The organism is Mycobacterium sp. 29Ha, from assembly GCF_032883055.1.
Lineage (GTDB): Bacteria > Actinomycetota > Actinomycetes > Mycobacteriales > Mycobacteriaceae > Mycobacterium > Mycobacterium gallinarum.
This window is the reverse complement of sequence record NZ_JAMQTI010000004.1, coordinates 245,701-257,486: the sequence shown is the minus strand read 5'-3', so window position 1 is coordinate 257,486 and position 11,786 is coordinate 245,701. Positions and strand designations below refer to the sequence as shown.

General features: G+C 65.6%; 12 protein-coding genes and 1 riboswitch. Of the genes, 4 read left to right on the top strand and 8 right to left on the bottom strand.

Going from position 1 to position 11,786, the window contains the following annotated elements:
• The first annotated feature begins 12 nt into the window (after nucleotides 1-12).
• Nucleotides 13-1,371: an alpha/beta fold hydrolase gene (locus M1248_RS07495; RefSeq protein WP_410506636.1), complete on the top strand. Its 1,359-nt coding sequence runs from the start codon at nucleotides 13-15 to the stop codon at nucleotides 1,369-1,371.
• Between the two features lie 2 nt (nucleotides 1,372-1,373).
• Here M1248_RS07495 and M1248_RS07490 read toward each other — a convergent pair whose 3' ends face one another.
• On the bottom strand, nucleotides 1,374-2,360 hold the full coding sequence (locus tag M1248_RS07490; protein WP_317147945.1) for a helix-turn-helix domain-containing protein: 987 nt from the start codon (nucleotides 2,358-2,360) through the stop codon (nucleotides 1,374-1,376).
• A gap of 71 nt (nucleotides 2,361-2,431) precedes the next feature.
• Here M1248_RS07490 and M1248_RS07485 point away from each other — a divergent pair, with 71 nt between their 5' ends.
• Complete coding sequence (locus M1248_RS07485) at nucleotides 2,432-2,698, top strand: hypothetical protein (RefSeq protein WP_317147944.1); 267 nt, start codon at nucleotides 2,432-2,434, stop codon at nucleotides 2,696-2,698.
• On the opposite strand, the gene M1248_RS07480 is transcribed toward M1248_RS07485, so the two are convergent.
• Nucleotides 2,672-3,442 (bottom strand): alpha/beta hydrolase, encoded by a 771-nt coding sequence (locus M1248_RS07480; protein ID WP_317147943.1) that lies wholly within the window; start codon nucleotides 3,440-3,442, stop codon nucleotides 2,672-2,674. The genes M1248_RS07485 and M1248_RS07480 overlap by 27 nt on opposite strands.
• Before the next feature lie 25 nt (nucleotides 3,443-3,467).
• Between M1248_RS07480 and mhuD the strand changes: the two genes are divergently transcribed.
• Together mhuD and M1248_RS07470 are read left to right on the top strand one after the other, a co-directional pair.
• A complete protein-coding gene (mhuD, locus tag M1248_RS07475) occupies nucleotides 3,468-3,788 on the top strand; it encodes a mycobilin-forming heme oxygenase MhuD (RefSeq protein WP_163731576.1) in 321 nt (106 codons plus the stop codon).
• Nucleotides 3,760-5,133 (top strand): serine hydrolase, encoded by a 1,374-nt coding sequence (locus M1248_RS07470; RefSeq protein WP_163731580.1) that lies wholly within the window; start codon nucleotides 3,760-3,762, stop codon nucleotides 5,131-5,133. Before mhuD ends, M1248_RS07470 begins: the two co-directional genes overlap by 29 nt.
• Here M1248_RS07470 and M1248_RS07465 read toward each other — a convergent pair.
• The 6 genes from M1248_RS07465 to lysS form a co-directional block, all read right to left on the bottom strand.
• Nucleotides 5,130-5,681, bottom strand: a complete 552-nt coding sequence (locus M1248_RS07465; RefSeq protein WP_163731583.1) for a histidine phosphatase family protein — start codon at nucleotides 5,679-5,681, stop codon at nucleotides 5,130-5,132. The two genes, M1248_RS07470 and M1248_RS07465, sit on opposite strands and share 4 nt — an antisense overlap.
• A gap of 10 nt (nucleotides 5,682-5,691) precedes the next feature.
• Nucleotides 5,692-6,498, bottom strand: coding sequence for a CbtA family protein (locus M1248_RS07460; RefSeq protein WP_317147942.1), 807 nt, complete (start codon nucleotides 6,496-6,498; stop codon nucleotides 5,692-5,694).
• Between the two features lie 22 nt (nucleotides 6,499-6,520).
• Complete coding sequence (locus tag M1248_RS07455) at nucleotides 6,521-6,736, bottom strand: CbtB domain-containing protein (protein ID WP_163731589.1); 216 nt, start codon at nucleotides 6,734-6,736, stop codon at nucleotides 6,521-6,523.
• Nucleotides 6,737-6,796: 60 nt separating this feature from the next.
• Nucleotides 6,797-6,900: riboswitch (cobalamin riboswitch) on the bottom strand.
• Between the two features lie 87 nt (nucleotides 6,901-6,987).
• Entirely contained in the window at nucleotides 6,988-9,531 is a 2,544-nt protein-coding gene (gene clpC1, locus M1248_RS07450; protein WP_163731591.1) for an ATP-dependent protease ATP-binding subunit ClpC, read from the bottom strand.
• A 265-nt stretch (nucleotides 9,532-9,796) separates the two neighbouring features.
• The gene (lsr2, locus tag M1248_RS07445; RefSeq protein WP_083126208.1) at nucleotides 9,797-10,138 is read right to left on the bottom strand and encodes a histone-like nucleoid-structuring protein Lsr2; all 342 of its coding nucleotides are present in this window, start codon (nucleotides 10,136-10,138) and stop codon (nucleotides 9,797-9,799) included.
• A 134-nt stretch (nucleotides 10,139-10,272) separates the two neighbouring features.
• Nucleotides 10,273-11,781, bottom strand: a complete 1,509-nt coding sequence (gene lysS / locus M1248_RS07440; RefSeq protein WP_317147941.1) for a lysine--tRNA ligase — start codon at nucleotides 11,779-11,781, stop codon at nucleotides 10,273-10,275.
• Nucleotides 11,782-11,786 lie beyond the last annotated feature (5 nt).

The window sequence follows — 11,786 nt, the reverse complement described above, 5'->3', positions numbered from 1 at the left end:
TAGCCTGGTGCTGTGGCTGTGACCGGTTCGGGGGCGCCGCGGACTCGCTACGCATCGCGCGGCGACTTGGACATCGCATACCAGGTACTCGGCGATGGTCCCATCGACGTCGTCGCCATGCCCGGCCCCTTCGTCCCGATCGACTCCATTGACGCCGAACCCTCGATGTACCGCTTTCACCGGCGACTGTCGTCGTTTTGCAGGCTGATCAGGTTCGACCACCGCGGCATGGGCATGTCGTCGCGCATCGGCGCCGACAAGATCACCCCGGCCTGCTGGGCCGAAGACGTCGTCGCCGTCATGGATGCCGTCGGCTCGGAGCAGGCCACGGTGTTCGCGACCGGGTTCTCCGCGATGAGTGCACTTTTTCTGGCCGGTGATCGCCCGGCGCGGGTATCGAAGTTGGTCATCGTCAACGGTTCGGCGAGAGCGCTGTGGGCGCCCGATTACGAGCCGGGATCGCGCGCGACAGCGGCGAGCCCGTTCACCACCGTTGCCGTCGAACCCGATGCCGTCGAGCGGGGATTCGACGTCCTGGCCCTGCTGGCGCCGTCGGTGGCCGACGACATCGCATTCCGGACCTGGTGGGACGCCGCGGGCAACCGGGCGGCGTCACCCAGCATGGCCCGCAGGTCCAGCCAGGCGCTGGCGGAAGGCGACGTGCGGGACAGGCTGCCGCACATCACGGCGCCGACGCTGGTGCTGCATCGCAGGGATACCGCCTTTGTTCCGGTCGGCCACGGCCGATATCTGGCCGAGCACATCGCGGACGCCCGCTATGTCGAGTTGCCGGGCGCGGACTCGCTGTACTGGGTCGGCGACAGCTCGCCGATCCTCGACGAGATCGAAGAGTTCGTCACGGGTTCGCGCCGCGGTGCCGAATTCGAACGCGTCCTGACCACCATCGTGTTCACCGACATCGTCGGGTCGACTCAGCGTGCGGCCGCGCTCGGCGACGACCGGTGGCACGCCCTGCTCGACAACCACGACACCGTCGTCCGTCGTGAGCTCGAGCGGTTCCGGGGCATCGAGGTCAACACCGTCGGCGACGGCTTCGTCGCCATGTTCCCCAGCCCCAGTGCGGCCATCCAGTGCGCGTCCGCGGTTGTCGACGCGGTGCGTCAACTCGGCATCGAGGTGCGGGTGGGCGTCCATGCGGGGGAGGTCGAGGTGCGCGGTGACGACATCGCCGGGATGGCGGTGCACATCGGGGCCCGGGTGTCGGGTCTGGCGGGCGCCAGCGAGGTGCTGGTGTCCTCTACGGTGCGCGAGATCGTGACGGGATCACGGCTGAGTTTCGACGACCGAGGCGAGCATGATCTCAAGGGCGTGCCCGGCCGATGGCGGGTCTACGCGCTGGTGCGCGAATAGCGTCAGGCGGTGGCCGCTTCCTCGTCGTCGGAATCGCTGTCGGTGCAGCAGAACCTGCGCCGGTAGTCCGACGGTGTGACGCCGATGATCCGGCGGAAGTGGTGCCGAAGGAGCGTCGCGGTGCCGAAGCCGGATCGCTCGGCGATCCGGTCGATGTCGAGATCGGACTCTTCGAGCAGTGTGCGGGCGTAGAGCACGCGCTGATCGGTGACCCACTGCATCGGCGTGCGGCCGGTTTCCTCGACGAACCTGCGCGCGAATGTGCGCGCCGACATGTGCGCACGGGCGGCAAGGCTGGCGACCGTGTGCGGCTGGTCGAGGTTGCCCAGGATCCAGTCGAGTTGCGGCGCAAAGCGTTCCGAGCATCGCACCGGGATCGGTTGATCGATGTACTGCCGTTGGCCGCCGTCGCGCTGCGGTGGCACCACCATCCGGCGCGCGATCTTGTTCGTGACCTCGCTGCCGAGTTCGCGGCGAACCAGATGCAGACACGCGTCGATACCCGCCGCTGTCCCCGCGCTGGTGATCAGGTTGCCGTCATCGACGAACAGCACATTGCGATCGACTTTCGCGGTCGGATACTGGCGGGCCAGGTCGTCGGCGTGCATCCAGTGCGTGGTGCAAGGCCGGCCATCGAGCAGCCCCGCGGCGCCCGCGACGAACGCGCCCGAGCACACCGTGAGGATGATCGACCCGGAGTCGGCGGCAGCTTTCACCGCCTCCAGCGCCGCGGGTAGGTAGTCCGATCCGCCGATCGCGGGAATGGCCACCAGGTCCGGTCCGACGAGTTCGTCAAGGCCGTGGTCGGGGGTGATCGTCGCGCCGACCGAGGTCCGCAGCGGCTTGCCGGGTTCCGGCCCGCAGACCTTGAAATCGAAGTTGGGCACGCCGTCCGCCGAGCGGTCGATGCCGAAAACCTCGCAGATGACACCGAACTCAAAAATCGCTAGACGGTCCAGCACCAGCGCCGATACGCTCTTTATTGCCATGGCAGCATTTTATCCTAAGGTGTCCTTCCTGCCACTGTTGGCGGAATATTTGTGAGCGGAGTATTACTGCCATGACCACTGCACTCACCTTCCTCATCCTGATCGCCCCCCTGGCGGTGGCAGTGTCCCTCAGCTGGGCCGCTCATCGCTCCGGATCGCTGCGGCTGCGACTCGACCAGTTCCGGATGGCCGGTCCCATGACGGGTCGGTACTTCAGTCCCGATCTGGCTGACGACCGCGACGCCTTCCGCATCGGCCACGACGCCGATGCCGTGCGCACGCGCTTCGAGCAGCAGCCGTTCTGGCCCTCGTCAGGGTCGCTGAGCCAGGGTCGCTAGAAACGACTCGACCGCGTCTCGATAGATCTGCGGCGCATCGTCGTGGATCAGGTGGCCGGCGCCGGGCACGTGCAGATACGTCGTCCGGTAGCCGGTTTCCGCCATTGTGCGCATCTGGCCCGGCGGCGTGACGGAGTTGCCGGCCTCCAACAGCAGCGAGGGCGCCCGCACCATCGACCACTGCTGCCAGTAGTCGCGGGTGCCCCACTCGGCGGCGATCTCGACCCAGGTCTTCGTGTGCCCGTGCAGCCGCCAACCGGTATCGGTCTTGTCGAACGCCTCGAGGAAGTACTGCCCAGCGACGGTTCCGAACTCGTCGTAAACCCTTTGCGCCGTGTTGAATTCGACCGGCAGCGCATGCAGCCACGGTTCCCACGGGCCAGTCGTGCGGCCCCGGAAGTCCGGAGCCATGTCCTCCACGACGAGCGCACGTACCAATTCGGGCCGGCTCGCCGCCAGACACCACGAGTGCAGCGCGCCCATCGAATGTCCGACCATGACGGCCGGGGCGCCCAGCGTGGCGACGGCGTCACCGAGGTCGGCGACGAACCGCTCGGTGCTGATCGGATACGGATCGTCGACATCACGACCGCGGTGCCACGGCGCGTCGTAGGTGTACACCCGACCCAGCCCGGTCAGCCACGGCAGCTGTCGCGACCACGTGCTGCCCCGGCCCATCAGGCCGTGTACGAGGACCAGCGGCTCGCCGGCTCCTCCTCGGGGCGTCAGCAGGTCGGGGGCCATGGGAGCGCACGGTAACCTGATCGACATGTCCGCCCCAAACACCGTGGTGAAGATCAACGCAATCGAGGTACCACCCGACGCCGGCCCTGAGCTGGAGAAGCGATTCGCGCACCGCGCGCACGCCGTCGACAACCAGCCCGGTTTCCTCGGGTTTCAGCTGCTGCGCCCGATCAAGGGCGAGGACCGCTACTTCGTGGTGACGCAGTGGGAGTCCGAAGAGGCATTTCAGGCGTGGGCGTCGGGCCCGGCCATCGAGGCACACAAGGGACAGGCCGCCAACCCCGTGGCCACCGGCGCTTCGCTGCTGGAGTTCGAGGTTGTCCTGGACGTTGCTGGCAGCAAGTAGAGCGCGCCGCGCGACGGGTCGGCTGTCGGCCGTCGCGCTGGTCGTCACGCTGGCATGCGGCTGTACCAACAGCTCGGCGCCGGTCCCCGCGGCCGACGCGACCTATGGCGTGCCCATCGAGGTCAACACCCCCCAGGGTCTGCGCGCCAAACAGACCATCGACATGCTCAACTCCGAGTGGCCCATCGGCACGGTCGGGGTGCGCACACTGGCTGCCCCTGAACAGGTCAACGGGGTGACATCGGCCATGGGCAACCTGTGGTTGGACCGCCCGATCACCGTCGCGGGGATCGACATCGGCGCTGGGCAGGCAACCCTGCACGTGCTGACGTCATACGGTGTCGCACAAGACATTTCGCTACGCACCAATGATGCAGGACTCGTCGACCGGTTCGAGGTGTCACTCGAAGAACCCCAGATCAACACGTGGCAGGACATCGACACCGAACTGTCGAAGACGGGCGCGCGGTATTCCTACCAGGTCTCGAAGGTCGTCCCGGACGGGACGGTCGGGAGATGCACGACGGTCGCAGGCACGAACGTCGATCTCTCGCTACCGCTGGCGTCGATCTTCAAACTGTATGTCCTGCTTGCGGTTGCGGAAGCCGTCACGGCGGGCACGGTCGAATGGACCGACCCGCTCACCATCACCAAAGAGGCCAAGGCCGTCGGATCCGCAGGGCTTCAGGAGCTCGCACCCGGTGCGCAGGTGTCGGTGCGCAAGGCCGCGCAGGAGATGATCTCGGCGAGTGACAACATGGCGACCGACCTGCTGATCGCGCGCCTCGGCCCCGGTGCTGTCGAGCGCGCGCTCGTCACCGCGGGTCATCACGACCCGGCGAGCATGACACCGTTTCCGACCATGCACGAGCTGTTCTCGATCGGCTGGGGTCAGCCCGACCTTCGCGAGCAATGGAAGCAGGCCTCTCCGCAGGTCCGCGCGCAGCTGCTCGAGCAGACGAATTCCCGCCCGTTCCAACCAGACCCAGTCCGTACCGGCACTCCGGCATCCGAATACGGCGCCGAATGGTACGGCAGCGCGGCCGACATCTGCCGCGTACATGCCGCTCTGCAGACCGCCGCGGTCGGTGAAGCCGCCCCGGTACGGGAGATCCTCTCCGCTGTTCCCGGGATTTCGCTGGACGAGTCGAAGTGGCCCTATATCGGCGCCAAAGGCGGAAACCTGCCCGGCGATCTGACATTCAGCTGGTACGCCGTCGACCGCACCGGCCAGCCCTGGGTGGTCAGCTTCCAGATGAACTGGCCCCGCTTTCGCAGTCAGACCGCCGCGGGCTGGCTGTTGTCGGTCGCGCACAAGACTTTCGACCTGGTCCCGATGAACTAGTTGTTCGACCGCAGGTTCCACGCGTGTCCGCGGAAGTGCAGGACCGTCCGGCTCGCCGGTGCAATGTCGATGCGCCAGAACGACTTCGGCGGCGCGTCCAGAGCGATCACGATGGCTGCGCGGATCACGGATGGATGCGTGACCGCGACCAGCCGGGCCCGATCGGCCGTCAGTGAGTCCATCCAGCCCTTGACGCGGTCGATCAGGTCGACGACGGACTCGCCACCGTGCGGCGCGCGTGTCGGGTCCGTCAGCCAAATCGCGAGATCCGCCGCATCGACCCGGCCGAGGACGTCACCACGCCAGCGCCCGCAGTCCAGATCCGCCAGCCGGGTGTCGATACCCGCCTGCAGGCCAAGCAATTCCGCGGTCTGCCGCGTCCGCTTCTCGGGTCCGCAGTAGGCCCGCTCTGAGACGCCGAGTTCGATCGAGGAGTCGACCTGGCGATGACCGACAGCGTTCAATGGCTCGTCGGTGGCGAACCGCCCGGCTGCCATCGCATCGGTCATGGCGTGCGATACGAGGGTCAGCCGGACGACCTCACTCATGCCTCGGCGCTCACACCGAAACGGTGTCCCGACGCTTGTCGCCGAGCAGCTTCGCCGCCATCGCACCGAAGACCAAACCGATCGTCAAGTAGATGACCAGCTGGTTCCCCAGCGAGAACAACCGGAAGTCGTAGAGCAGGTCGGCGGGGAAGCCTTCATAGACGATGTTGCCCGCGTCGTCGAGCAGCGGTCCGGGGGTCTCGTCGATGGTCGGCAGCACGAGCATCACGATCGCGGACGCCGCGATGTACGAACCGGCGGCCGCCAACGTCGCGTTCCAGGCACCGAGCTTCTCGTTGAGCCGTCGGCCCAGGTATACCGCCGCGACCAGGAGCGCCGCGGACAGCACCACCATCAGCAGGTACAGCAGCGTGCGCTGACGAAGCGTCTCGTCGAGGCTGAGCGCGGGCGGGCTCGGCGGGTATTTCAGCGCGGGCACGATGAAGACGCTCAGCAACATGCCACCCGCGACGTACAGCGACAACAGCCGCGCCGAGATGTTGCCGACCCGGCCGTAGGCGACCGCGAACACGACGGCGAACAAGGCACCGATGGCGACGCTGTAGAGCAGCACTCCCAGTCCCATCCCGATGTTCATCTGCACGGCGCGGGTAAAGCCTTCGAATCCGCCGTCGCCGCCGCCATGGTCATGTCCGCCCGCGGCGCCGCTGAGCGCCTCGTGGGCGGCACCGATGCCGTCCTCGTACCCGATGGCCCGGTCGATCACCGGCTCGATGAAGATCCGGGCGAAGATGAACGACAGCACTCCCGCGGCGGCGCCGGCCAGCAAGCCACGCCAAATGATCTGCTTTTCCATTGCGTGTGGGCTCCTCTGCGCGTCAGTGGCAGGGGAAGCCGAGCAGATGTCGCGCGTCGTGCACGAATTCGTGAACCATGGTGTTGTTTCCGAACACCGATGTGGCGCCCTGGTCCATCCCGATGAAGTAGATGGCCAGCAGCGCGAAAAATGCCGTGAGGGTCAGCCAGACTGCCGCCTTGGTGGCGGAGAAGTCGAGGGGCGTCGCAATACTCTTGCGGGCCTCAGGAGATGTCATGTCAGGTCCTTCCCGGGATTTCGCGTCCCAGCTTCCGCACGGCGAGCCGTGCATGTACAAAAGGTGTTGACGACGGACGTCGGGTCTGACTTCACAGTGGCGCGACCGTTCTGGATTCTCACCAGATTCCTTCGCCCATCGATTACATCAGCATCCTAAGCAAACGGTCCAGCGTTCGGACGTCCGGTCATCCATTCGCAACACAAAGGCCCCGAAACCGCATGGTTTCGGGGCCTTCGTGTCGTTGGCGTTTACTCGACGCTCGTCGCGCCCGCGGCGCCGGCCTGAGCCAGGTCCGGGGTCTCCTCGACCTTCGCCGGCTTCTTGATGCCCTTGAAGGTGAAGACCGCGTCCTCGCCCGCGCCTTCGCCGTCCCAGTTGTCGACGTCGACCATGACGAGCTGGCCGGGACCAACCTCCTCGAAGAGGATCTTCTCGGACAGCTGGTCCTCGATCTCGCGCTGAATGGTTCGGCGCAGCGGCCGCGCGCCGAGCACGGGATCGAACCCGCGCTTGGCCAGCAGCGACTTCGCCTTGTCCGACAGCTCCATGGCCATGTCCTTGCCCTTGAGCTGCTTTTCCACCCGGCCGATCATCAGGTCGACCATCTGGATGATCTCGTCGCGAGTCAACTGGTGGAAGACGATGATGTCGTCGATGCGGTTGAGGAACTCCGGGCGGAAGTGCTTCTTCAGCTCGTCGTTGACCTTCTGCTTCATCCGCTCGTAGTTGTTCTCGCCGCCACCCTGGGTGAAGCCGAGCCCGACGGCCTTGCTGATGTCGGACGTGCCGAGGTTCGAGGTGAAGATCAGCACGGTGTTCTTGAAGTCCACCGTGCGACCCTGACCGTCGGTGAGACGGCCGTCCTCGAGGACCTGCAGGAGGCTGTTGTAGATCTCCTGGTGGGCCTTCTCGATCTCGTCGAACAGCACGACGCTGAACGGCTTGCGGCGCACCTTCTCGGTGAGCTGGCCGCCCTCCTCGTAGCCGACATACCCCGGGGGCGCACCGAACAGCCGCGACGCGGTGAACCGGTCGTGGAACTCACCCATGTCGATCTGGATGAGCGCGTCGTCGTCGCCGAACAGGAAGTTGGCCAGCGCCTTGGACAGCTCGGTCTTACCCACACCGGACGGGCCGGCGAAGATGAACGAGCCCGACGGCCGCTTGGGATCCTTCAGACCCGCGCGGGTACGCCGGATCGCCTTGGAGACAGCCTTGACGGCGTCCTCCTGGCCGATGATCCGCTTGTGCAGCTCCTCTTCCATGCGCAGCAGCCGAGTGGTCTCCTCCTCGGTCAGCTTGAACACGGGGATGCCGGTCCAGTTGCCGAGCACCTCGGCGATCTGCTCGTCGTCGACCTCGGCGACGACATCGAGATCACCTGAGCGCCACTGCTTTTCACGCTCAGCACGCTGTGCGACGAGCTGCTTCTCCTTGTCGCGCAGGCTGGCGGCCTTCTCGAAGTCCTGCGCGTCGATCGCGGACTCCTTCTCGCGACGCGCGTCGGCGATCTTCTCGTCGAACTCGCGAAGGTCCGGCGGAGCGGTCATCCGGCGGATGCGCATGCGCGCGCCTGCCTCGTCGATCAGGTCGATCGCCTTGTCCGGCAGGAACCGGTCGTTGATGTAGCGGTCGGCCAGGGTGGCCGCGGCCACGATCGCGGGGTCGGTGATCGAAACCCGGTGGTGCGCCTCATAGCGATCGCGCAGTCCCTTGAGGATCTCGATGGTGTGCTCGACCGTCGGCTCGCCCACCTGGACCGGCTGGAAGCGGCGCTCCAGGGCGGCGTCCTTCTCGATGTACTTGCGGTACTCGTCGAGGGTGGTGGCGCCGATGGTCTGCAGCTCGCCGCGAGCCAGTTTCGGCTTCAGGATCGATGCGGCGTCGATGGCGCCCTCGGCGGCACCCGCACCCACGAGCGTGTGCAGCTCGTCGATGAACAGGATGATGTCGCCGCGGGTGTTGATCTCCTTGAGCACCTTCTTGAGGCGTTCCTCGAAATCACCGCGGTAGCGGCTGCCTGCGACCAGCGAGCCCAGGTCAAGCGTGTAGAGCTGCTTGTCCTTCAGCGTCTCGGGAACCTCGCCGTGCACGATGGCCTGCGCCAGCCCCTCGACGACGGCGGTCTTGCCGACGCCGGGCTCGCCGATCAACACCGGGTTGTTCTTGGTGCGGCGGCTCAGCACCTGCATGACCCGCTCGATTTCCTTCTCACGGCCGATGACCGGATCGAGCTTGCCTTCCATTGCGGCGGCGGTGAGGTTGCGGCCGAACTGGTCGAGCACCAGCGACGTCGACGGGTTGCCCGCCTCGCCGCCGCGGCCGCCGGTACCGGCTTCCGCGGTCTCCTTGCCCTGGTATCCGCTCAGCAGCTGGATCACCTGCTGGCGTACCCGGGTCAGCTCGGCGCCGAGTTTCACCAGCACCTGGGCGGCGACGCCTTCGCCCTCGCGAATCAGCCCGAGCAGGATGTGCTCGGTGCCGATGTAGTTGTGACCGAGCTGCAACGCCTCGCGCAGCGACAGTTCCAGCACCTTCTTGGCGCGGGGAGTGAACGGAATGTGGCCGGACGGCGCCTGCTGGCCCTGGCCGATGATCTCCTCGACCTGGCTGCGCACGCCCTCGAGCGAAATCCCCAGCGACTCCAGCGACTTGGCGGCTACGCCTTCCCCCTCATGAATGAGCCCAAGGAGGATGTGCTCGGTTCCGATGTAGTTGTGGTTGAGCATCCGGGCCTCTTCTTGAGCCAGGACGACGACCCTGCGGGCGCGGTCGGTGAATCTCTCGAACATCGGTGGTTACCTGCTCTCCATCAATAGACTCGGCGCTCTGCACTTGACGAAGTGCACCGCACCTGCCGTCCACTCTAATGGGCGGCGGACCAGCCCGCCCCGCCTCCCGGTCTGCTCTTAGCGGAACAGGGGCGCCGTCAGTGGGCGAGGCGGCTGATCCGTGGTGCCATTGGTGTCAACGTCCGGGCGGCGTGATTGTTTCCGCAGAACTCTCCTGCGGGGTTCGCGGCCAGCGAACGCGCGAGTATTCGGAGGCGCGAGTTATTTACGTTGCCGCATGGAATGCGTCGATGACGTCGGCTGGAATTCGCCCGCGAGTGGACACATTGTGTCCGTTGCGGCGGGCCCAGTCCCGAATCGCGGCGCTCTGCTCCCGGTCGATCGCCGCCCGGCCGCGGCCCGACCCTGCCGAACGTCCGCGGCGACGGCCGCCGACCCGGCGTCCGGCCTCGACCCATTGCTTGAGGTCATTGCGCAGCTTGGTGGCATTCTTCGAAGAAAGGTCGATCTCGTAGCTGACGCCGTCGAGCCCGAATTCAACTGTCTCATCAGCTCCGCCTTCGCCGTCGAAATCATCGACCAGCGTGACGGTCACTTTTTTCGCCATTTGCCCACTCTGCCCTTCTCGGGAGCAACCTTCATGAATTGATAAGTCTTGATCCCCCGACCCAATGTGCCATATTAAGACACCCCATTCAACAATGTCGGGGAAGATCGGAAATCCGGCAAGTTCGGCTTAGATCACGTGCCTTGACGTCGAACTATCGGGAACAGAACTGTCTCCCGAATCGACAGTCCCGTCAAAGCCATCAACAATCGATCGATGCCCATTCCAGTGCCAGTCGAGGGTGGCATCGCGTACTCCAGGGCCGCCAGGAAATCCTCGTCGAGCGCCATTGCCTCGTCGTCACCGGCGGCGGCTGCACGCGCCTGAGCTTCGAACCTTTCGCGTTGGATGACCGGGTCGATGAGTTCGGAGTAGCCGGTCGCCAGCTCGATGCGCCGCACGTACAGGTCCCATTTCTCGGTGACTCCGTCGATGCTGCGATGCGCGCGCGTCAGCGGCGTCGTCTCGACGGGGAAGTCCCTCACGAAAGTGGGCGCCCACAGGGTGTTTCCTACGGTGTGTTCCCACAACTCCTCGACCAATTTTCCGTGGCCGTAACCACGGTCCCGTGGAATCTCGACATCGAGTCTGTCGGCGATGGCCCATAAGTGTTCGGCAGGTGTATCCGGAGTGATCTCTTCACCAAGTGCTTCCGAGAGCGACGGATACATTTGTATTGACGGCCATTCCCCGTCGAGATCGTAGACACTGCCATCAGGCAATGGGACCTTTCTGGTGCCGATCGCCTCGTCGGCGACCTCTTGAATTATCTCCCTGGTGACGACCGCGGAATCGTCGTACGTGCCGTACGCCTGATATGTCTCGAGCATTGCGAATTCCGGTGAATGCGTCCAATCCGCGCCTTCGTTTCGGAACACGCGATTCAACTCGAAGACCCGCTCGAATCCGCCCACGAGGCAACGCTTCAGGAAAAGCTCCGGTGCGATACGAAGGTAGAGATCCGCATCGAGCGCATTGGAGTGGGTCACGAACGGCCGGGCCGCCGCGCCGCCTGCCAGCGTCTGCAGCATCGGGGTCTCGACCTCGAGAAAACCGCGTCGTTCCAGCGCCGACCGCACCGCTCGGACTACGGCGACTCGCTGGCGTGCGATGGTGCGGGCCTCAGGGCGCACGATCAAATCCACATAGCGCTGCCGCACGCGCGACTCTTCGCTCATCTCTTTGTGCGCAACTGGAAGTGGACGCAATGCCTTGGAGACAATTTGCCAAGAATCGGCGAGCACGGATAGTTCTCCGCGCCGCGAGCTGATCACCTCGCCGTGCGCGAAGACAATGTCGCCCAGGTCGACGTCGGATTTCCACGCGTCCAGCAACTCCTGCCCGACCTTGTCGAGGCTGATCATGACCTGCAGTTGCGTGCCGTCGCCCTCTTGCAACGAGGCGAAACACAGCTTTCCGGAATTGCGGGCGAACATGACCCGGCCCGCGACGCCGACGACGAGGCCGGTCTCGGCGTTGGCCTCCAGGTCGGGATAGGTCTCGCGGATCTCGGCGAGCGTGTGGGTGCGGTGGACCTCGACCGGGTACGGCTCGCGCCCCTCGGCCAGCAGACGCTCCCGCTTGCCCTGGCGGATCCGGTACTGCTCAGGGATGTCGGCTTCGGGCGGATCAGGTGCGGTCACGACTG